This window comes from Hydrogenophaga sp., from assembly GCF_014773545.1.
Taxonomy (GTDB): Bacteria; Pseudomonadota; Gammaproteobacteria; order Burkholderiales; family Burkholderiaceae_C; genus Hydrogenophaga.
This window is the reverse complement of sequence record NZ_SDDV01000003.1, coordinates 49,834-70,214: the sequence shown is the minus strand read 5'-3', so window position 1 is coordinate 70,214 and position 20,381 is coordinate 49,834. Positions and strand designations below refer to the sequence as shown.

The following is a 20,381-nucleotide window of genomic DNA, read 5'->3' as shown; positions in this document are numbered from 1 at the left end:
GGCAGCCTTGCTGCTGTGCATCGGTCTGTTGCAGCCGGTCGACGCGCAAGCGCTGGCGCTGGGGCGTCTGGTGGTGCAGTCTGCGCTGGGGGAGCCTTTGCGGGCCGAAATCGACGTGCCAGACATCAGCGCCGACGAAGCCGCCACGCTGCGCGTCGGGCTGGCTTCGGCCGAGGTATTCCGTGCCGCCGGCATCGACCCCAGTGCGGCTTTGGCCGATCTGCAAATCAGCCTGCAACGACGCCCGGATGGCCGTGCCTACCTGCGCCTGAGGGGGCCGCGCCCGGTCATGGAACCCTTTGTCGATGTGATCGTCGAGGCCAACTGGGCTGCCGGGCGCGTGGTGCGCGAGTACACGCTGCTGTTTGATCCACCCGTTCTGCGGGCGGCGGCACCTGTGGCTGCTGTGCCGGCCACCGCAGCCCAGGCAACAGCTCCCGCCGTGCTGCCACCGGTGGCGCCAGCACGGCTGGCGCCACCGGTGGCAGCACCAGCCCGCGCGGTGCCGCCGGTGCCAGCCACACAGGTCGCGCCGCGTCAGGTTCGCGTCCAAACGGGCGACACCGCTGGTCGCATTGCCGCGGCACACCTGCCAGCCGCCGTCTCGCTCGACCAGATGCTGGTGGCCATGCTGCGTACCAATCCGCAGGCTTTCATTGGCGGCAATGTCAACCGCATCAAGGCGGGCGCCGTGCTCGATCTGCCAGATGCTGAGCAGGCCAGCGCCGTGCCTGCGCCGCAGGCGCGTCAGATCATCGTCGCGCAAAGCCGTGACTTCGCTGAGTTCCGCCATCGGCTGGCGGCTGCCGCACCGGCGGCAGCGCCCGCGCAGGACGAGCGCGAAGCGGTCGGACGCGTACAGGCGCAGATACAGGATCAGCGCGCCGCTGCGCCGGTGCAAGACAAGCTGGTGCTGTCCAGACCCGAACCGCCCAGCCCCGCAAACCAGGAGGCTGCCATTGCCCAGCAGCGGCAGCAGCAGCAAGCAGCAGCGCGCGAGGCCGAGGTTCAGCGCAACATCGAACAACTGGCCCAACTGGCGGCGCGCGCTGCTGTGCCGGCCCAGCCAGCGCCGCTTGCCCCGCCAGCAGCCGAGCAGTTGGCTGCGGTGCCCGCCGTCGAGCCGCCAGCAGCGCTGGCAGGGCCCGCCGCTCCTGAACCCGCACCCGCGCCGCAGCCCGAGCCTTTGCCTGCGCCGACCGTCGAGGCGACGCTGCCCGCTCCTGTGCCCGCGCCCGCAGCGCCGAACCTGATGGAACAACTGCGCCACAACCCCTTGATGTTGCCCGCTGCCGCCGCCCTGCTGGCTTTGCTGGCGGGGTTGGGTCTGTACCGGTTGCGTAGGCGCAAAAGCAAATCGGAAGCCGACAGCTCTTTTTTGGGCAGCCAGTTGCAACACGACTCGTTTTTTGGCGCCAGCGGCGGGCAGCGTATCGACACCGCGCAAACCGGCACGGCGGGCTCATCCATGGTGTATTCACCAAGCCAGCTCGACGCTGCGGGTGACGTCGATCCGGTGGCCGAGGCGGATGTCTATCTGGCCTACGGCCGTGATTTGCAGGCCGAGGAAATTCTCAAGGAAGCCATGCGCAGCGCACCCACGCGGGTGGCGATTCACCACAAGCTGTTGGAGATTTACGCCAAGCGTCGCGATGTCAAGGCCTTTGAGGTGGTGGCGTCCGAGCTCTTCGGCCTGACCCAGGGACAGGGCGTGGAGTGGGCGAGCGCTTGTGAACTCGGTCGCGAACTCGACCCTGCAAATCCGCTGTACCAGCCGGGCGGCGGCCCGGCCGTGAAGGCCACAGCGGCTGCCGCTGCCCCGGTCGGCGCCATGAATACCGTTCCCTTCGCGGCCAGCCAGCCAGCCGAGATCGGCAACCGGGACGCACAGTCGGCCCCTGCAGAGCTCGATCTTGATCTCGACTTTGATTCCGAACTGACGCCGCTGCAACAGAGGCTTGCCCCGGCAGCGCAAGCGGATGCTGTGATATCCGGTCTGGACGACCTCAGTCAAACCGAGGAACTGACCCGCAGCGTCGAGCGTGAGCCCGCGCCGGGCCCGTTGACGATAGATTTCGAACTGGACTTTCCGGTCGATCCGGTTCAGATCGATACGATTGCCGCTACCGAAGGCAAAGCAGCTTTCGATCCGCGGCTGCCAGCCCGGAGTGAACCGATCATCGAGCCCGACTTCGACTTTGACGCGCCGGCAGCCGCCGAGCCGAGCCGCGTGGCCGAGCCAAGCGTCCGGCTCGACGACCAGAGCGCTGGCGCCGTTGCCGCACCGCTTGATTTTCCCGCCTTTGACCTGAATCAGATCACGCTCGACCTGGACGGACCGCAGGCGTCCCTTGCTCAGCCCGATGAGTGCTCTGACGAAGAAAATCCGCTCGACACCAAGCTGTCGCTGGCGCAAGAATTTCGTGCCATTGGCGACTTTGAAGGCGCGCGCTCGCTGGCCGAGGAGGTGCTGGCCGAGGCTTCCGGTGCGATGCAGAGCAAGGCGCGCGTGTTCCTGGCCGAGCTGTCCTGATCGTTTTGCCCGAGCGCGCGCCGACTTTGTCGACTCTCGCCACCGATGCGACCCACGCCGGTGCCGGCGTGGGTGGGCGTATCGCGCTTGGCGTGAGCTACCACGGTGCGGCCTACGAGGGCTGGCAAAGCCAGCCCAGCGCTCGCACGGTGCAAGACCGGCTTGAACGGGCGCTGGCGCAGTTCTGCGCCACCGACGCCGTGCACACCCTGTGCGCTGGCCGCACCGACGCCGGCGTGCACGCCCTGATGCAGGTGGTGCACTTCGACAGCGCGCTGCAGCGACCCGAAAACGCCTGGGTGCGCGGCAGCAACCGTTTTTTACCCCCCGACATTGCGGTGCAATGGGCGCGCCAGGTGCCGGCCAGTTTTCACGCCCGCGCCAGCGCGCGTGCGCGCCGCTACGCCTACGTGTTGCTGCAATCGCCGGTTCGCCCCAGCGTGGAAGCGGGTCGGGTGGGTTGGGTGTATCGCCCACTGCAGCTTCAGCCCATGCTGGAAGCCGCACAGATGCTGCTGGGCGAACACGATTTCAGCTCGTTTCGCGCCTCGCAGTGTCAGGCGCACACGCCGATCAAGCAGATGCGGCGCATCGACATCAGCCGTCGCGGCGCCTACTGGCGCTTCGACTTTGAAGCCAACGCTTTTTTGCACCACATGATCCGCAACATCATGGGTTGCCTGATTGCGATTGGCAGCGGCGCACGGCCTGCGCACTGGATCAGCGATGTGCGGCAAGCGCGCAGCCGTGCGCTTGCCGCGCCCACATTTGCCGCCGATGGTCTGTACTTTCTTGGGCCGCAGTACGATGCATGCTTCGGACTGCCCGAACGCACGGCGGCTTTTGACAGCCTGCCCTAGTAGCCTAAACCCCGCACCAAACCCAGCAGCAGCCTGTTCATGTACCGCACCCGCGTCAAAATTTGTGGCCTCACGCGCGAGGCCGACGTTGCCGCCGCCGTGCAGGCCGGTGCCGACGCGATCGGCTTTGTGCTCTACGCCCACAGCCCGCGCGGCATCACGCCCGAGCGTGCGGGTGAGTTGGCGCGCGCTCTGCCGCCGTTCGTCACCCCGGTGCTGCTGTTTGTCAACGCCAGCCCGGAACATATTGGCCGCGGCCTGGCCGCCGTGCCCAACGCCGTGCTGCAATTTCATGGCGACGAGTCGGTGGCCGATTGTGCAGCCGCCGGCCGTGCCTACCTGCGCGCCGCTCGCATACCCGGCGGGGCGGCGGCGGCGGCGTTCGATCTTCTAAAATACGCGCAAGACTATGCCGGCGCGCAGGCGCTGGTGCTGGACGCCCTGGTCGAAGGCTACGGCGGCGGCGGTCAAACTTTCGACTGGACGGCATTCCCTTGGTCACACCCGCTTCTAAACGCCAGCGCTCGCCTCGTTTTGTCTGGTGGACTCGGTCCTGCAAACGTGGCCGACGGCATCCGACAACTGCGGCCCTGGGCCGTTGACGTCAGCTCCGGTGTCGAGTCGAGCAAAGGCATCAAAGACGCCGGGCTGATGCACGCTTTCGTCGCCGCCGTGCGCGCCGCCGACACCTCCTTGCAGCGCCCCAACTCAAGCCGTGCCGGCGGCAGCGCTTGCGGGCCATAGACAGACCCTCAAACCATGCAAACCTACCAACAACCCGACGCCCGCGGTCATTTTGGCATTTACGGCGGCAGCTTCGTTGGCGAGACGCTCACGCACGCCATCGACGAGCTCAAGGCCGCCTACGCCAAATTCCAGCACGAGCCCGAATTTCTGGCCGAATTCAAACGCGAGCTGGCACATTTTGTTGGCCGACCCAGTCCGGTCTACCACGCCGAGCGCATGAGCCGCGAGCTGGGCGGAGCGCAGATTTTCCTCAAACGCGAAGACCTCAACCACACCGGCGCGCACAAGATCAACAACGTGATCGGCCAGGCCATGCTGGCGCGGCGCATGGGCAAGTCGCGCATCATTGCCGAGACCGGAGCCGGCCAGCACGGCGTGGCCACCGCCACCATCTGTGCCCGCTACGGCCTGGAATGCGTGGTCTACATGGGTTCGGAGGACGTCAAGCGCCAAAGCCCCAACGTCTACCGCATGAAGCTGCTGGGCGCGCGCGTGGTGCCGGTAGACAGCGGCAGCAAAACACTGAAAGACGCGCTCAACGAAGCCATGCGCGACTGGGTCGCCCACGTCGACAACACCTTCTACATCATCGGCACCGTGGCCGGGCCGCACCCCTACCCGATGATGGTGCGCGACTTCCAAAGTGTCATCGGTCAGGAGTGCGTGCTGCAAATGCCCGAACTGCTGCGGGCCGCCGGTTGCCACGGCGAACAACCCGACGTGGTGCTGGCCTGCGTCGGCGGCGGCAGCAACGCCATGGGCATTTTCTACCCCTACATAGAGCACACCGGCACACGGCTGATCGGCGTCGAAGCCGCTGGAGCCGGCCTGGACAGCGGCCGACACGCGGCCTCGTTGCAAAAAGGCAGCCCCGGCGTGCTGCACGGCAACCGCACCTACGTGCTGCAAGACCAGCACGGCCAGATCACCGAGACGCACAGCATCAGCGCCGGACTCGACTACCCCGGCGTCGGCCCGGAACACGCCTACCTGAAAGACATCGGACGCGCCGAATACGTCGGCTGCACCGACGCGCAAGCGCTGCACGCCTTTCACCACCTCTGCCGCACCGAGGGCATCATCCCGGCGCTCGAATCGAGCCACGCCGTCGCCTACGCCATGCAACTGGCGCCGACGCTGCGTGTCGACCAGTCGATTCTGGTCAACCTCTCGGGCCGTGGCGACAAGGACATAGGCACCGTGGCCGATCTGTCGCAGGCCGAGTTTTACTGCCGACCGAGCTGCCGCGGCCAAAGCGTCAAAGGCGACGAGGCCAGCGTGCGGGTGGGCGTGCAGCCATGAGCCGGATCGATGCCACCTTGAGCGGCTTGCGGGCCCAGGGGAAAAAAGCCTTGATTCCTTTCGTCACCGCGGGTTTTCCCAGCGCCGACATCACCCCGGCGCTGATGCACGCCATGGTGCAGGCCGGGGCCGATTTGATTGAACTCGGCGTGCCTTTTTCCGACCCGTCGGCCGACGGGGCGGTGATCCAGCGCGCCGGTGAGCGCGCGCTGGCCAGCGGCGTCGGCCTGCCGCAGGTGCTGGCGATGGTGCGCTGCTTTCGGGCGCGTGACTCGCACACCCCGGTGGTGTTGATGGGCTACGCCAACCCGATCGAACGCTACGACCAGGTGCACGGCGCGGGTCGCTTCGTGTGCGACGCCAGCGCGGCCGGCGTCGACGGTGTGCTGGTGGTCGACTACCCGCCGCAGGAATGCGAGGAATTTGCCGCCGCCTTGCGCGCCGCCGACATGGACTTGATCTTTCTGCTGGCGCCCACCTCGACCGACGAGCGCATGGCGCAGATTGCCAAGCTGGCCAGTGGCTACGTCTACTACGTCTCGCTCAAGGGCGTCACCGGCGCCGGCAACCTCAATGTTGCGCAGGTCCAGGCCATGCTGCCGCGCATCCGGGCGCACCTGAGCATTCCGGTCGGCGTTGGTTTTGGCATCCGCGACGCGCAGACCGCGCGCGCCATCAGCCGCAGCGCTGACGCGGTGGTGATCGGCAGCAGGCTGATCGAGCTGATCGAGCACGCGCCGGCTGATAAGGTGCTGGCGGTGGCGGTCGATTTTCTGCGTACCATACGGCACGCACTCGACGATTGAGGCTCGCGCGGCTGTCCGCCGCGCTCTGGTCTTGTTTCACGAAGGAAAACCCCCATGTCCTGGCTCGAAAAACTGCTGCCGCCCAAGATCACGCGCACCGACCCGGCCGAGCGCCGCAGCGTGCCCGAAGGGGTGTGGATCAAATGCCCGAGCTGCGAAGCGGTGCTGTACAAAAACGATCTGGAGAAAAACCAGAACGTCTGTCCGCGCTGCAGCCACCACCACCGCATCAGCGCGCGCGCCCGGCTCAATGCCTTTTTGGACGCCGAAGGCCGCTACGAAATAGGCCAGGAGGTGCTGCCGGTCGATGCGCTCAAATTCAAAGACAGCCGCAAGTACACCGAGCGCTTGCAAGACGCGCTCGAGACCACCGGCGAGACCGACGCGCTGATCGTCATGGGCGGTTCGGTGCGCGGCATCAGCCTGGTGGCGGCTTGCTTCGAGTTCGACTTCATGGGCGGCTCCATGGGTTCGGTGGTGGGCGAGCGCTTTGTTCGCGGCGTCGATGAAGCCATGGCGCAAAAAGTGCCCTTCATCTGCTTTACCGCCACCGGCGGCGCTCGCATGCAAGAAGGCCTGCTGTCGCTGCTGCAAATGGCCAAGACCAACGCCGCGCTGACCCGGTTGGCCAAAAAAGGCCTGCCCTACATCAGCGTGCTGACCGACCCGACCATGGGCGGCGTCAGCGCTGGCTTTGCCTTTGTGGGCGACGTGGTGATTGCCGAGCCCAAGGCGCTGATTGGTTTTGCCGGCCCGCGCGTGATCGAAAACACCGTGCGCGTCAAACTGCCCGAAGGATTCCAGCGCGCCGAGTTTTTGCAAACCAAGGGCGCGGTGGACTTGATTTGCGATCGGCGCGAACTGCGCGCCACGCTGGCCAGCCTGCTGGCCATGCTGCAGCGCCAAAGCGCCGACGCCGTGTTCGGCGATTGATCTCTGCGCTCTGGCCGCGGCTGCCCGGGCCAGGCTGCCCGGCTTGCCGCGGCGGTGGCCGAACTCGATGCGACTTTGAACAACTACATGTTTACGTACAACCACCACATCCCGCAGCGCTCGCTTGGACATCTTTCACCGGTCGATGCCCTCAAGTCCTGGCGCGAGAAAAAACCGGAACTCTTCATCAAGCGTGTCTATAAACAGGCGGAACTTGACAGCTGCACAAAGTGCGCTTTGATGCGGGCGCAGACTTTTGCAACTGGCTCGCTCAGCTACCCGGTTGGCGCGGCTTGGAGAAAAACTCTCGCGCTCTCAGTAGATCAGCCGCTCCGGTCGGATTTCCTGCAGGATGGTGGTGGCAATTTCCTCGATCGACTTGGTGGTCGTCGAGAGCCAGCGTATGCCTTCGCGGCGCATCATGGCCTCGGCTTCGCTGACTTCCATGCGGCAGTTCTCCAGGCTGGCGTAGCGCGAATGGGGGCGGCGTTCGTTGCGGATTTCGCTCAGACGCTCGGGTGCAATGGTCAGGCCAAAGATTTTCTTGCGCCGACTCAGCAGCGCCGGTGGCAAGCGGCGGCGCTCGAAGTCTTCTGGAATCAGCGGGTAGTTGGACGCTTTCAGGCCGTACTGCATCGCCAGATAGAGCGAGGTTGGCGTCTTGCCGCTGCGGCTGACCCCCACCAGAATGACGTCCGAATGCTCCAAATTCTGATGGCTCTGGCCGTCGTCGTGTTCGAGTGAGAAGTTGATTGCCTCAATACGGTCGTGGTAGGCCTGGCTCTTGGATACGTCGGAAAAGCGGCCGACCCGGTGGTTCGACTTCAGGCCCAGCTCCAGCTCCAGCGGCTCGACAAAAGTGCCGAACATGTCGAGCATCATGCCTTTGCACTGCGTTTTGATGACTTGCAGCACCTCCGGATTGACCACGGTGGTGAACACCAGTGAGCGCGCACCATCGATCTCGACGGCGTGGTTGATCTGGCGCACCGCCTGGTGCGCCTTGTCCACGCTGTCCAGAAACGGCAGCCGCACCCGACGCAGCGGCATCTCGAATTGAGCCAGGATGGCGTTGCCGAAGGTCTCGGCGGTGATGCCGGTGCCGTCGGAGATGAAAAATACGGATCTGTTGGGCATGAATAGAAGTCGCAGAGACTGGTATGCGGGGTTCGATCGCCACGGGGCCGGCGGCTTGCTGCGCCGCAGCGCACAGGTGGGCAATCGAAGGCGAAGCGCCACCTACAATCGCGGCTTGCAGCCAGCCCGCAGCCAGCCCGATTATCCGGGCTGAAGCTGTTTTTATTTTTATCGTCCTGGCGCGCGACCTGAGCCAAAAGAAGAACGACAGCGCAGGCGCTCGACCCCAGACGTCCCGGTTTTTTTATCTTGAGGAGTTTTTTCCATGTCTGACCTGTTTTCTGCGACCGCTCTGGTCGTGCCCTTCGAGCTGCTGCGCATGAGCGACGTCGAGGCTGTCGGGGGCAAGAATGCCAGCCTGGGCGAGATGATTTCCCAACTGCCCAGCGGTGTCAAAGTGCCCAGTGGTTTTGCCACCACGGCGCACGCTTTTCGTCAGTTTTTGCAGCATGAGGGTTTGGCCGACCGCATCAACGCCCGGCTCGATGCGTTGGACGCCGACGACGTGCGCGCCCTGGTCGAGACCGGTTCCGCCATTCGTGCGCTGGTCGAAAACCAGCCGCTGCCGGCCGATCTGGAGCAAGCCATACGCCGTGCCTTTGCCACCTTGTGCGGCGGCAATACACAGGCCACTTTTGCCGTGCGTTCGTCGGCCACCGCCGAAGACCTGCCCGACGCTTCCTTTGCCGGCCAGCAAGAAACCTTTCTCAACGTGCACGGCATCGACGAGGTGCTGCACAAGGTGCGCGAGGTGTTTGCCAGCCTCTACAACGACCGCGCCATCAGCTACCGCGTGCACAAAGGCTTTGCGCACGCCGAGGTGGCGCTGTCGGTTGGCGTGCAACGCATGGTGCGCTCTGACTTGGGCGCGGCCGGCGTTATGTTCACCATCGACACCGAATCGGGTTTTGATGACGTGGTGTTCATCACCTCCAGCTACGGTCTGGGTGAAACCGTGGTGCAAGGGGCGGTCAACCCGGACGAGTTCTACGTCCACAAGCCCATGCTCAGGGCCGGCAAGCGCGCGCTGATTCGGCGCAACCTGGGCTCCAAACTGATCCAGATGACGTTCAGCACGCCCGAAGAAAAGGCCGGCAACGGCACACTGGTCAAAACGGTCGACGTGCCGGTCGAGCAACGCAACCGCTACAGCCTGAGCGACGCCGACGTCGAGCAACTGGCGCGCGATGCACTGGTGATCGAGCAGCACTACGGGCGCCCGATGGACATCGAGTGGGGCAAGGACGGGCAAGACGGTCAACTCTACATCCTGCAGGCGCGCCCCGAGACGGTCAAGAGCCAGAGCAACGGCAAGACCGAGCTGCGCTACAAGCTCAAGGGCAAGGGCGCGGTGCTGGCCGCCGGGCGTGCCATTGGCCAGAAAGTAGGCACCGGCCCGGTGCGCCTGGTGCGCCACATCAGCGAGATGGATCAGGTGCAGGCCGGTGACGTGCTGGTGACCGACATGACAGACCCGAACTGGGAGCCGGTGATGAAGCGCGCCAGCGCCATCGTCACCAACCGGGGCGGGCGCACCTGCCACGCCGCCATCATCGCGCGCGAGCTTGGCATTGCCGCCGTGGTCGGCTGCGGCAACGCCACCGAGGTGCTCAAAGACGGCACGCTGGTGACGGTCAGTTGCGCCGAAGGCGACACCGGCCATATCTACGACGGCTTGCTGGAGATCGAGGTCAGCGAAGTGCAGCGCGGTCAAATGCCTGCGCTGGATGTCAAGCTCATGATGAACGTGGGCAACCCGCAACTGGCGTTCGACTTCTGCCAGTTCCCCAACAGCGGGGTGGGTCTGGCGCGGCTCGAATTCATCATCAACAACAACATCGGCGTGCACCCGAAGGCGATTCTGGACTACCCGAACATCGACGCCGACTTGAAAAAAGCGGTCGAATCGGTCGCCCGTGGCCACGCATCGCCGCGCGCTTTTTATGTCGACAAAGTGGCCGAGGGCGTGGCCACCATTGCGGCGGCGTTTTGGCCCAAGCCGGTGATCGTGCGTCTGTCGGATTTCAAGAGCAACGAATACCGCAAGCTGGTCGGCGGCAGCCGTTACGAGCCGGATGAGGAAAACCCGATGCTGGGTTTTCGCGGTGCGGCGCGCTACATCAGCGAAGATTTCCGCCAGGCTTTTGCCATGGAATGCGAAGCCTTGAGGCGCGTGCGCGAGGACATGGGCCTGAGCAACGTGCAGGTGATGGTGCCGTTCGTGCGCACACTCAAACAGGCGCAGCGCGTGACCGAGCTGCTGGCTGCGCAAGGACTCAAGCGCGGCGAGAACGATCTCAAGCTGATCATGATGTGCGAGATTCCCAGCAACGCGGTACTGGCGCACGACTATTTGCAGTATTTCGACGGTTTTTCCATTGGTTCCAACGACCTGACCCAGCTCACCCTGGGCTTGGACCGCGACTCTGGCTTGGAGCTGCTGGCGCAAGACTTCGACGAGCGCGACCCGGCCGTCAAAGTCTTGCTGCAAATGGCGATTGCCGCTTGCAAGGCCGAGGGCAAATACATCGGCATTTGCGGCCAAGGCCCGAGCGACCACCCCGACTTTGCCCAGTGGCTGCAAAAAGAGGGCATCAGCTCGATTTCGCTCAACCCGGACTCGGTGGTCCAGACCTGGCAATTGCTGGCGGCCAGCCAATGAGAGGCTGAGCCAGCAGCAGCACCGCCGCTCCAGCGGCGGTGCTGTGCCGTGCAAGCCGCGCGGCTGGAGCTTAGCGCGCCGCTGCGGCTGCCGGGCTGGCTGCCGGGCTGGCTGCTGCCGTCGCGGCGCCACCAAAGGCCGCACCGTTGACCCGCAGCCCTTCGGCCGAGAGCCGGGCGGCGCGCCGCTCGCCCACGCCCGGCACACGGGTGATGAAGTCGGCCCAGTCTCTGAACGGCGCAGCCGTTCTTTGCTCTACGATCTTGCTCGAAGTGCCCGGCCCTATGCCTTTGATGCTGTCGAGATCGGCCACTGTGGCGCGGTTGACGTCGACCGCAGCGAAGGCGGTGGCAGCGAGCAGGGCGAGCAATGCCGCCAGGGATTTTTTCAACATCGGTTCATCCTTTAATGGTCAACAGGTAAAGTCGGCCCTGGAGTGGCTGCGCGCCGACGGGCCGCTGACGGCACCTGCCGTCGGCGTTCATATTGAATTGGCCGGGGTAGGGGCTTTCCCTCAAGGTGGGGGACGTTTGGCGTTTGCGATGAGAAGCACAAGCGGATTCGGGTTAACGTGAGAGTCGGGCCGCGACTCACTTCGCTCCCCTCTCCCGCGTGCGGGAGAGGGGTTGGGGGTGAGGGAGAACGGGCAGGACTTTCATTTTTTGGGGTGGCTTTCAAAGTCATGCCCGTTAACCCGAGTCCATCCGCGGCATGGTTGACATGGAAGGATTAGCGATGGTGGTTTGGATGCGATGGGCTGGGCTGTTGCTGTGCGCCGCGCTGGCGGCTTGTGCGGCGCCGCCCCAGCAGCCGAGCGCCTATCCCGGGCAAGAAGACCTGCGGGAGCCGACGCCGCCACACGAGTTAAGCCCGGCCCTGCGCGCAGCCAGCCAGGCGCTGCTGGTGACGCCGCAGAGTGGGCACGCGTGGGAACCGTTTGCCTTGCCGGGCAAGCGCTACATTCAGTTTGAGCCGGCCGAATCGGGTGGACGGGCTGCCCTTCTGGTGCAGGCGCAAAACTCGGTCAGCATCCTGCGTCAGCGCTTTGAGCCTGCGCTGGCAGCGCCGGGAATGCTGCGCTTTTCCTGGAAAGTGGACGCTTTGCCGACAGGGGCGGACTTGCATGACCCGCAAAACGAGGATGCACCGGTGCGCATCGTGCTGAGCTTCGACGGCGACCGCACGCGGCTGTCGTCACAAGCCCACCGGCTCTCGGAGTTGAGCCGCTTGCTCACCGGCGAAGAACTTCCCTATGCCACACTGGTTTACGTCTGGAGCACGACCGACGCACTGGGCGCCGTCGTCCCCAATCCGCGCACCGACCGAATCCGCAAGCTGGTGGTGGACTCCGGGACGGCCGGGCTGGGTCAGTGGCGCGAGCATGTGCGAGACGCGCAAGCCGACTATATGAGAGTCTTTGGCGAGCCGCCCGGTCCATTGCTCTCGGTGGCCTTGATGACCGACACCGACAACACGCAAACCATTCTGCAGGCTTGGTACGGCGCACTCAGACTGGATGCGGCACTGCTGCCATGACCATCAGTCTCCCGCAGAATGCATATGAATCAACGGGTTACCGCGCTTTTGTCGCCGCCACTTCCGCCCTTGGACAGCTTTCAAAGCCCGTATTGGCGCGGTGCCATTCCGATGATGCGGAGGTTGTGGCACCGCTTTAATGTTTATACAAAAAACACTTTACATGACAATTTTGTGTTTATACAATAAATCCCGTGAACTATGAATTCGATCCGGCCAAAGACGAGAGCAAGCTCGACAAGCACGGCTTGTCGCTGGCTGATGCTGACGGCTTTGAGTGGGAAACCGCCGTAGAGAGGAAAAGCGATATGCCGAAACTTGAAGTCGGGCACATCAGCCCCACCCGGGAAGAAGATGCCGCCATCAATGCGGGCATTGCGGCTGACCCGGATAGCCGTGAATTGGATGCGGAGTGGTTTGCCAAGGCCAAGCCCGCGAGCGAGGTGCTGCCGCCGGAAATGTACGCCGCTCTGGTTGCCAAGCGCCCACGCGGTCGCCCGAAGGCCGACGAAACCAAGGTGTTCACCGCGATTCGTCTGGATGCCGATCTGCTGGAAGCCTTCAAGGCCACCGGCAAGGGTTGGCAGACCCGTGTGAATGCTGCCCTGCGTCAGTATCTGAACGAGCATCCCATCGTCCACTGACCACCGCCTCAGGCGTAGCGCTTGCTGCGCAGGTTGTTCTTCATTTCCTGCAGCATGGGTTGCAGCTTGACGCCGCCGATGCGCAAGGCTAGGCAGGTCGCCACCACGTCAATCACCATCAGGTGCATCAGGCGCGAGGTCATCGGGCTGTAGCGGTCATAGCCCTCTGGATGGTCGGCCGCCAGGTGCATGTGGCCGGCCTGCGCCAGCGGCGAGCCGCTGGCGGTGATGACGATCACCGTTGCGCCGTGTTGGCGGGCAATCTCGGCTGCGTCTATCAGATCGCGCGTACGACCCGAGTTCGAGACTATCACCAGGCAGTCGCCCGGCCGCAGCAGTGAAGCACTCATGACCTGCATGTGGCCATCGCTGTAAGCAATCGCGTTGATGCCGAGGCGAAAGAACTTGTGCTGCGCATCCTGCGCCACGATGCCTGAATTGCCGGCGCCAAAGAACTCGATGCGGCCGCGGTTGTGGTAGGTGGCCAGCAGCGCGTCGACCACTTTTTCGATCGCGTGGATCGAGGCGTCGTTGCGGTACTTCAGAAAAGCTGCCAGGGTGTTGTCTATCACCTTGACCAGCACGTCGCCTACTTTGTCGTCGACATCGACGCTGCGGTGAATGAAGGGCACGCCCTCGCTGACCGTGCCGGCCAGCTTGAGCTTGAAGTCCGACAGGCCATCGTAGCCGACGCTGCGGCAAAAACGAACCACGGTCGGCTTGCTGACGTGAGAGCGCCTGGCCAGTTCAGACACCGGCAGGCTGGCAAAGCTGCGCGGATCGAGGAGCACGAGTCTGGCCACGCGCTGTTCCGCAGGAGCCAGAGAAGGCAGGCAAGCTTGAATGCGGTCGAGCATGGTGATGAAGAAGTTGGCGTCAAGGTTGGTAATTTTATTACCGCATGATAATTCAACCGAGATGCCCCGTTCGGGTTTCGTGGGCTGGTGGAGGCCTTGGCGAGGTCGGTTTTCCTCTCTTTGGCAACCCTGTCTGGCGCCATGGACGCCGACGAGGGGTGAATCGGGTTTTTCGCTGCTCGGCCTGACTCGCGGTGTGACCGAGCTCGAACTGCTGAGAGAATGACAATCGCTGCGCGGTTTCCCCGCGCGTGGCAACACCATCCAGGAGACTCGCAAGATGAAACTCGAAACCCTTGCCGTGCACGGCGGCTACACGCCCGACCCCACCACCAAGGCGGTGGCGGTGCCGATCTACCAGACCGTGGCCTACGCGTTTGACAACACGCAGCACGGCGCCGACCTGTTCGACCTCAAGGTCGCGGGCAACATCTACAGCCGCATCATGAACCCCACCAACGGCGTGCTCGAAGCGCGCCTGGCGGCGCTCGAAGGCGGCATTGGGGCGCTGGCCATGGCCTCGGGCATGGCGGCCATCACCGCAGCCATCCAGACCATTGCCGAAGCCGGCGACAACATCGTCTCGGCTTCCACGCTGTATGGCGGCACCTACAACCTGTTCGCCCACACCTTCCCGCAGCAGGGCATCACGGTGCGCTTTGCCGACGCCAGCAACCCGGCGGCGTTCGCCGCGCTGATCGACGAGCGCACCAAGGCGATCTACTGCGAATCCATCGGCAACCCGCTGGGCAACGTGACCGACATCGGCGCGCTGGCCGCCGTGGCGCACGCGGCCGGTGTGCCGCTGATCGTGGACAACACGGTGACCAGCCCCTGCCTGTGCCGCCCGTTCGAACACGGCGCCGACATCGTGGTGCACTCGCTGACCAAATACCTCGGTGGCCACGGCACCACCATCGGCGGCGCCATCGTCGACAGCGGCAAGTTCCCGTGGGCAGCGCACAAAGCCCGCTTCAAGCGCCTGAACGAGCCCGACGTGAGCTACCACGGCGTGGTCTACACCGAAGCGCTGGGCGCCGCGGCCTACATCGGGCGCGCCCGCGTGGTGCCGCTGCGCAACATGGGCGCGGCGCTCTCGCCCATGAACGCGTTCCAGATCCTGCAAGGCATCGAGACCCTGGCGCTGCGCATGGACCGCATCTGCGACAACGCCGAAAAGATTGCCCAGCACCTGCAGAACCACCCGAAGGTGGCCTGGGTCAACTACGCCGGCCTGCCCGGCCACAAGGACCATGCGCTGGTGCAGAAATACATGGGTGGGCGCGCCTCCGGCATCATCAGCTTTGGCTTGAAGTCCACCGATGCGATCGCCGCTGGCGCCCGCTTCCAGGACGCGCTGCAACTGTTCACCCGCCTGGTCAACATCGGCGACGCCAAGTCGCTGGCCTGCCACCCGGCCACCACCACGCACCGCCAGCTCAATGCCGACGAGATGAAGAAGGCCGGCGTCAGCCCCGACATGGTCCGCCTGTCGATCGGCATCGAACACATCGACGACCTGATGGCCGATCTGGAGCAGGCGCTGGAAAAGCTGTGATCCCCCCTGCGCCGCTGCGCGGCTTTCCCCCAGGGGGAGCACGCCCTTGGACCGGCGTCGCCGGCTCTTCGGCGTGTGCTGCTGAGGGGCACGCGCTCCGGTTCGGGATGTGAAACCGCCATGGCAACCCAGCGAATCCTCCGGGCTCTGAGCGGGATGCTTTCAAGAGCTGCTGCTGGGCTGGCCTTGCTGTACCTGGCGGTCTGCGTCTTCATGTTCACCCTGCAGGGTGCGCTGCTGTACCACCCGCAGCCCGCCCGGCAGGCGGTGGCATCGATCACGCTGGCGGTGCAGGGCGCATCGCTGCAGGTCAGCGTGCAGGCCCGGCCCGGTGCGCCGGCGATCCTGTATTTCGGCGGCAATGCCGATGATGTGTCGGGCAGCCTGCAGCGGCTGGCACAGCTGTTCCCCGACCATGCGCTGTACCTGATGCACTACCGCGGCTTCGGGCAGAGCACCGGCAAACCCAGCGAGCCCGCCCTGCACGCAGACGCCCGCGCGCTGTACCAGCACGTGCGGCGCGAACACGCCGAGATCAAGCTGATCGGGCGCAGCCTGGGCAGCGGTGTGGCCGCCCGCCTGGCCAGCGAACAGCCGGTGGCCCGGCTGGTGCTGGTCACCCCCTTTGACAGCATCGAGAACGTGGCGGTCGAGCTTTTCCCCTGGTTGCCGGTGCGCTGGCTGATCCGGGAGCGCTTTGACTCGGCGGCCGTGGCCGGGCGCATCGGCGCGCCCACCGTGCTCATTGCCGCCGAACGCGACACGCTGATCCGGCCCGAGCGCACGGCACAACTGGCCGCCCGTTTCCAGCCGGGTGTGGCGCGTCTGGTTGTCGTGCCGGGGGCCGACCACAACGACATCGGCCAGCATCCGGCCTATGAGCGTGCGCTGGTGCAAGCGATGCACTGAACCTAAATCCGGCCCTGTGAAGTCTCAATTTCCCCGCAGGTAACGGAGTATCTGCGCCTGCGCGGTGTCTGTATGGCGCACGGCCACGTCGCGCAGCCGCCCGGGTGTGAGTAACGACAACCCGTATTCGGAGTCTTTGTTCAGGACGCTGAAGTACCGCCCCGATTTGCCGGTGAAGCCTTTTGAGGGCCTGCTGCAGGCGCGGCGCTGGGTGGGCAAGCTGGTGGATTGGTACAACCAAGAACACCGCCACAGCGGCATTGGTTTCGTGACACCTGATCAACGCCATGCGCTGTTGGATGGAGCTCTTTTGCAGGCCCGCCATGAAGCCTATGAGGCCGCTCAAAGACGCAACCCGAACCGCTGGTCCAGGCACACACGGGATTGGTCACGCCGAGATGTCGTTCACCTCAATCCCGACAAGTCCAGCGAGGAGGATGTGCTCAAAAAGACGCATTGAGCTTGTGCTTTTTGGCGACAAATAGCTTGACAACTACCGCATGGCATCGTTCACGCGCGTCTGCCAGCCTTTGCCTGAGAGGCTGACTCAAATCGCTTTTTGCACCAACCAGCCCTGGAACAGATAGGGCAGTCGCGGCCCTTGCTGCTCGGCCACGCCGCCCTTGTCTTCGACGCTGATGGCCAGTTGTGTGGCGCCCGCCAGCGCGGCTTCTTGCGCCGGCAGTTGCAGGGTTTTGTGCTTGCTGGTGATGACGCCCAGCGAGCGCGGTGGCTGGCCGTCTCTCAGTGCCCACAGTTGCATGCTGTCTTGCGGACCTTCGGCAACGGCGTTGAGGCGCTGCAACTGCAATACGCCCGACTTGGGATCCATCGTGACCAGCAGGGCAGGCAGTTGCTTCGCATCGAGCAGCACCGCTACGTGGCGCACCTGCGGCACGTGCACCAGCCGCTCTTGCAGGTGCCCGATCTGGGCCTTGAGCTGCTCGTGCATGCTGGCGGCCGCAGCCCAGCCCAGCAGGACGACGATGAGCAGAAAAACGCTTAACAAACGCCACCAGTAGCTGACGCGGCGATCGGGGGTGACAGAGGTGGGCTGAATAGAAGTCATACGGTTTCAAGTGGGAAAAGTGCCGGGTAGGAGTATGTTTTTGTCAACCTGGTCGATTTTCGTGTGACCGCAAAAAGCCATCGTCAGGTCGAGTTCTTTGTGGATGATTTGCAGCGCCCGGCTGACGCCGGCCAAGCCCATGGCGCCCAGGCCGTAGACCATGGCGCGGCCGATGTAGCAGCCGCGCGCACCGAGCGCGCGTGCCTTGAGCAGGTCTTGTCCGCTTCGGATGCCGCCGTCCAGGTGGACCTCGATCTGATCTCCGACGGCGGCGACGATGGCTGGCAGCGCTGCGATGCTCGACGGCGCGCCGTCGAGCTGGCGCCCGCCGTGGTTGCTGACGACGATCGCGTCGGCCCCGCTGTGCGCCGCCAGCCGTGCGTCTTCAACGTCCATGATGCCTTTGAGAATCAGCTTGCCGCCCCAGCGCTCTTTGACCCACTGCACGTCAGCCCACGACAGGCGGGGGTCGAACTGCTCGTGGGTCCAACTGGCCAGCGAGTTCATGTCGCTGACCGCCTTGACGTGGCCGACCAGGTTGCCAAAGCTGCGTCTGCGCGTGCCCAGCATACCCAGGCACCAGCGCGGCTTGGTGAGCAGGTTGATCAGGTTGCCGATGGTGGGCCTGGGGGGCGCGGACAGGCCGTTTTTCAGGTCTTTGTGGCGCTGGCCGATCACTTGCAGATCCAGCGTCAGCATCAGCGCGCTGCAACGCGCGGCGCGCGCGCGCTCGATCATGCGCGCCATGGCGTCGCGGTCGCGCATCATGTAGAGCTGAAACCAGAACGGTTTGCTGGTGTGGGCGGCAATGTCTTCGATCGAGCAGATGCTCATGGTTGAGAGCGTGAACGGTATGCCAAATTGCTCGGCCGCGCGCGCGGCCAGAATTTCGCCGTCGGCGTGCTGCATGCCAGTCAGGCCGACCGGCGCAATCGCCAGCGGCATCGCCACGTCCTGCCCTATCATTTGGCTGGCGGTGCTGCGGTTTTCCATGTTCACCGCCACGCGCTGGCGCAGCTTGATGGGCGAGAAGTCGCTCTGGTTGGCGCGGTAGGTGGTTTCGGTCCAGGAGCCAGAGTCGGCGTAGTCGTAAAACATGCGCGGCACACGCTTCTTGGCCAGCAGGCGCAGGTCTTCGATGCAGGTGATGGCGGTCATGATGCGGTTTTAGATGGGCGTGCGCTGCTCAGGGCGGGCAGGCGCTTATGGTAGCGGCCCCATCAGGCGCAGGGCAAACACAGCGCCCGCTCGCTGGCGTCGAGCGGCTCGATCCAGCCGAGCTGTTGCTCCAGCACCGCTAGCGTGGCCTCGGAGGCGTCGTTGCCGCTGGCCTGGCGCTGCGCGATGCGCGTGCGCAGCAGCGCCAGCGGTGCCACCGGGGCAATGATGTGAAACGGACACTGCAGCGTCTGTGCCAGTGCGGCGAAAGCGGCGCGCTCGTGCAGGCGCAAAAAAGCCGCGTCCACCAGTACCGTCCAGCCCTCGGCCAGCAGGGCCTGGGCGCGTTGCAGCAAATGGTCGTAGGTGGCGCGGTGTTGCTGTGGGCTGTACAGGCCGCTGTCCACGCCACTGGCGCTGCTCTGCAGTGCCGACAGGCGGTGGAGGTGCTTGCGCTCGACGTCCGAGCGCAGGCGGATGGCGCGTCCGGCCGGATCGGTCAGCAGCCAGCGCGTTGCCGCCCAGGTCTTGCCGCTGCCCGAGAGCCCGTGCGTGATGAGCAGTTGCGGCTGGGCGGGTTGCGCAATGCGCTGCGCCAGCGCCAGGTACTCGCTGGTCTGGGCCTGCGCCGCCGCCGCGTCGGCACCGCATTGCGTGCTGCGCAGGGCTGCCACCTTGGCGCGCACCAGCGCGCGGTAGACGGCAAAGAACGGCAGCACCTGCGCGGCGCTGGCGTCGCCGCTGGCGTCCAGCCACTCGCACAGCAGCCAGTTGGCCAGACCGGGTTGGCGGTGATCGAGCAGGTCCATCCAGGCAAAGGCGATGTCGCTGGCGACGTCTATCCAGCGCAGCGCGTCGTTGAATTCGATCGCGTCGAACGGCAGCACCTGGCCATTGATCAGCACCAGATTGGCCAGGTGCAGGTCGCCGTGGCCTTCGCGCACCCGGCCCGCTTGCAGCCGCTGGCGCAGCAGCGGCGCGAGTTGCACGGCGCGCGCCTCGCTCCAGTCGGACAGCCAGCGCAGGCGACCGACCGCCTCGGGCGCGCTCAGGCTGGCGCGTAGGGTCTCGAGGTTGTCGCGCGCAAAGGCCAGCCCGTCGTCTGGCTGGCCCCAGGGGCCGTCGGGCGCGGCCACGGCAGCGGCCGATTGCAGCGCCGCCATGCGCTGCGCCAGGGCGCTCAGGTGCGCCGGGCTCAGTTCGCCGCGGGCGCACAGGTGGTCGAGCCGGCCGGTTTCGTCAAAGCGGCGCATTTGCAGCGCGTACTCGATCGCGCAGCCGTCGTCGCGGCCCGGCACCCCCCACAGCGGTGCTTCGGACGTGCCGCAGATCGGCAGCACCTGCAGGTAAATGTGCGTGGCCGGATCAGGCGTGGCAAAGCGCTGGTTGACGCGGATTTCGGCCGCGCAGGCGGCGCGGCGCTGCGCCAGCGTGCCAAAGTCCAGGAACGACAGGCGCAGCGGCTTTTTGATCTTGTAGGCCCAAGCACCCGCCAGCAGCACCCAGGCGGTGTGGGTTTGCACCAGATCGACCTGTGCCACCGGGTGCGGGTAGCGTGCCGGATCGAGCAAGGCCCGGATCAGCGGCGGCAGGTCTTGCGGCATGGGACTGGCGCCGGCTTGACGGGCCACAGTCTGGCGCGGGGTTGTGCAGCCAGCGCCGCCGCGCCC

The 20,381-nt window shown here is 65.1% G+C and carries 17 protein-coding genes and 2 pseudogenes; 13 read left to right on the top strand and 6 right to left on the bottom strand.

Translation table 11 applies throughout. From position 1 onward, the window contains the following. The first annotated feature begins 7 nt into the window (after window positions 1-7). The 7 genes and pseudogenes from EST26_RS03175 to EST26_RS03145 all read left to right on the top strand — a co-directional run. Window positions 8-2,533, top strand: a complete 2,526-nt coding sequence (locus EST26_RS03175) for a FimV/HubP family polar landmark protein (RefSeq protein WP_291065389.1) — start codon at window positions 8-10, stop codon at window positions 2,531-2,533. Between the two features lie 26 nt (window positions 2,534-2,559). Further along, window positions 2,560-3,393 (top strand): tRNA pseudouridine(38-40) synthase TruA, encoded by an 834-nt coding sequence (gene truA / locus EST26_RS03170; protein ID WP_291065387.1) that lies wholly within the window; start codon window positions 2,560-2,562, stop codon window positions 3,391-3,393. A 39-nt stretch (window positions 3,394-3,432) separates the two neighbouring features. Further along, a complete protein-coding gene (locus EST26_RS03165; RefSeq protein ID WP_291065385.1) occupies window positions 3,433-4,137 on the top strand; it encodes a phosphoribosylanthranilate isomerase in 705 nt (234 codons plus the stop codon). Between the two features lie 15 nt (window positions 4,138-4,152). Further along, window positions 4,153-5,442, top strand: coding sequence for a tryptophan synthase subunit beta (gene trpB / locus EST26_RS03160; protein ID WP_291065384.1), 1,290 nt, complete (start codon window positions 4,153-4,155; stop codon window positions 5,440-5,442). Next, the gene (gene trpA, locus EST26_RS03155; protein ID WP_291065382.1) at window positions 5,439-6,248 is read left to right on the top strand and encodes a tryptophan synthase subunit alpha; all 810 of its coding nucleotides are present in this window, start codon (window positions 5,439-5,441) and stop codon (window positions 6,246-6,248) included. The genes trpB and trpA overlap by 4 nt, the downstream gene beginning before the upstream one ends. A 54-nt stretch (window positions 6,249-6,302) precedes the next feature. Beyond that, window positions 6,303-7,181, top strand: coding sequence for an acetyl-CoA carboxylase, carboxyltransferase subunit beta (gene accD, locus EST26_RS03150; RefSeq protein ID WP_291065380.1), 879 nt, complete (start codon window positions 6,303-6,305; stop codon window positions 7,179-7,181). Between the two features lie 48 nt (window positions 7,182-7,229). Next, window positions 7,230-7,400, top strand: a pseudogene (locus EST26_RS03145) (IS481 family transposase); the annotation flags it as partial. A 96-nt stretch (window positions 7,401-7,496) separates the two neighbouring features. On the opposite strand, the gene EST26_RS03140 reads toward EST26_RS03145, so the two are convergent. Continuing rightward, window positions 7,497-8,318: a pyruvate, water dikinase regulatory protein gene (locus EST26_RS03140; protein WP_291065378.1), complete on the bottom strand. Its 822-nt coding sequence runs from the start codon at window positions 8,316-8,318 to the stop codon at window positions 7,497-7,499. Window positions 8,319-8,583: 265 nt separating this feature from the next. On the opposite strand from EST26_RS03140, the gene ppsA reads away from it, so the two are divergent. After that, a complete protein-coding gene (gene ppsA / locus EST26_RS03135) occupies window positions 8,584-10,980 on the top strand; it encodes a phosphoenolpyruvate synthase (protein ID WP_291065376.1) in 2,397 nt (798 codons plus the stop codon). Between the two features lie 70 nt (window positions 10,981-11,050). Here the strand turns inward: ppsA and EST26_RS03130 are convergent, their stop codons facing one another. Continuing rightward, window positions 11,051-11,374 (bottom strand): helix-hairpin-helix domain-containing protein, encoded by a 324-nt coding sequence (locus EST26_RS03130; protein ID WP_291065374.1) that lies wholly within the window; start codon window positions 11,372-11,374, stop codon window positions 11,051-11,053. A gap of 326 nt (window positions 11,375-11,700) precedes the next feature. Here EST26_RS03130 and EST26_RS03125 point away from each other — a divergent pair, with 326 nt between their 5' ends. Next, complete coding sequence (locus EST26_RS03125) at window positions 11,701-12,516, top strand: DUF3047 domain-containing protein (protein WP_291065372.1); 816 nt, start codon at window positions 11,701-11,703, stop codon at window positions 12,514-12,516. A gap of 308 nt (window positions 12,517-12,824) precedes the next feature. Then, complete coding sequence (locus EST26_RS03120; protein WP_291065575.1) at window positions 12,825-13,160, top strand: BrnA antitoxin family protein; 336 nt, start codon at window positions 12,825-12,827, stop codon at window positions 13,158-13,160. 8 nt (window positions 13,161-13,168) lie between these two features. On the opposite strand, the gene EST26_RS03115 is transcribed toward EST26_RS03120, so the two are convergent. Then, complete coding sequence (locus EST26_RS03115; RefSeq protein ID WP_291065370.1) at window positions 13,169-14,017, bottom strand: SIS domain-containing protein; 849 nt, start codon at window positions 14,015-14,017, stop codon at window positions 13,169-13,171. 280 nt (window positions 14,018-14,297) lie between these two features. Between EST26_RS03115 and EST26_RS03110 the strand changes: the two genes are divergently transcribed. From EST26_RS03110 to EST26_RS03100, 3 genes and pseudogenes are all read left to right on the top strand, one after another. Beyond that, window positions 14,298-15,575, top strand: a complete 1,278-nt coding sequence (locus EST26_RS03110) for an aminotransferase class I/II-fold pyridoxal phosphate-dependent enzyme (protein ID WP_291065368.1) — start codon at window positions 14,298-14,300, stop codon at window positions 15,573-15,575. A 156-nt stretch (window positions 15,576-15,731) separates the two neighbouring features. After that, window positions 15,732-16,484: an alpha/beta fold hydrolase gene (locus EST26_RS03105; RefSeq protein ID WP_291065366.1), complete on the top strand. Its 753-nt coding sequence runs from the start codon at window positions 15,732-15,734 to the stop codon at window positions 16,482-16,484. Window positions 16,485-16,572: 88 nt separating this feature from the next. Beyond that, window positions 16,573-16,944: pseudogene (locus tag EST26_RS03100) on the top strand (integrase core domain-containing protein); the annotation flags it as partial. Between the two features lie 87 nt (window positions 16,945-17,031). Here EST26_RS03100 and EST26_RS03095 read toward each other — a convergent pair. From EST26_RS03095 to EST26_RS03085, 3 genes are all read right to left on the bottom strand, one after another. Next, window positions 17,032-17,553: an anti-sigma factor gene (locus EST26_RS03095; protein ID WP_291065364.1), complete on the bottom strand. Its 522-nt coding sequence runs from the start codon at window positions 17,551-17,553 to the stop codon at window positions 17,032-17,034. Window positions 17,554-17,559: 6 nt separating this feature from the next. Continuing rightward, a complete protein-coding gene (locus EST26_RS03090) occupies window positions 17,560-18,711 on the bottom strand; it encodes an alpha-hydroxy acid oxidase (protein ID WP_291065362.1) in 1,152 nt (383 codons plus the stop codon). Between the two features lie 62 nt (window positions 18,712-18,773). Further along, entirely contained in the window at window positions 18,774-20,342 is a 1,569-nt protein-coding gene (locus tag EST26_RS03085) for a bifunctional aminoglycoside phosphotransferase/ATP-binding protein (RefSeq protein WP_291065360.1), read from the bottom strand. Window positions 20,343-20,381 lie beyond the last annotated feature (39 nt).

Coding starts and splice junctions, on each gene's coding strand:
- ppsA (WP_291065376.1), top strand. CDS start 8,584: ATGTCTGACCTGTTTTCTGCGACCGCTCTGGTCGTGCCCTTCGAGCTG.
- EST26_RS03140 (WP_291065378.1), bottom strand. CDS start 8,318: ATGCCCAACAGATCCGTATTTTTCATCTCCGACGGCACCGGCATCACC.
- EST26_RS03120 (WP_291065575.1), top strand. CDS start 12,825: ATGCCGAAACTTGAAGTCGGGCACATCAGCCCCACCCGGGAAGAAGAT.
- EST26_RS03115 (WP_291065370.1), bottom strand. CDS start 14,017: ATGCTCGACCGCATTCAAGCTTGCCTGCCTTCTCTGGCTCCTGCGGAA.
- accD (WP_291065380.1), top strand. CDS start 6,303: ATGTCCTGGCTCGAAAAACTGCTGCCGCCCAAGATCACGCGCACCGAC.
- trpA (WP_291065382.1), top strand. CDS start 5,439: ATGAGCCGGATCGATGCCACCTTGAGCGGCTTGCGGGCCCAGGGGAAA.
- EST26_RS03105 (WP_291065366.1), top strand. CDS start 15,732: ATGCTTTCAAGAGCTGCTGCTGGGCTGGCCTTGCTGTACCTGGCGGTC.
- EST26_RS03130 (WP_291065374.1), bottom strand. CDS start 11,374: ATGTTGAAAAAATCCCTGGCGGCATTGCTCGCCCTGCTCGCTGCCACC.
- EST26_RS03125 (WP_291065372.1), top strand. CDS start 11,701: ATGGAAGGATTAGCGATGGTGGTTTGGATGCGATGGGCTGGGCTGTTG.
- EST26_RS03165 (WP_291065385.1), top strand. CDS start 3,433: ATGTACCGCACCCGCGTCAAAATTTGTGGCCTCACGCGCGAGGCCGAC.
- EST26_RS03110 (WP_291065368.1), top strand. CDS start 14,298: ATGAAACTCGAAACCCTTGCCGTGCACGGCGGCTACACGCCCGACCCC.
- EST26_RS03095 (WP_291065364.1), bottom strand. CDS start 17,553: ATGACTTCTATTCAGCCCACCTCTGTCACCCCCGATCGCCGCGTCAGC.
- trpB (WP_291065384.1), top strand. CDS start 4,153: ATGCAAACCTACCAACAACCCGACGCCCGCGGTCATTTTGGCATTTAC.
- EST26_RS03090 (WP_291065362.1), bottom strand. CDS start 18,711: ATGACCGCCATCACCTGCATCGAAGACCTGCGCCTGCTGGCCAAGAAG.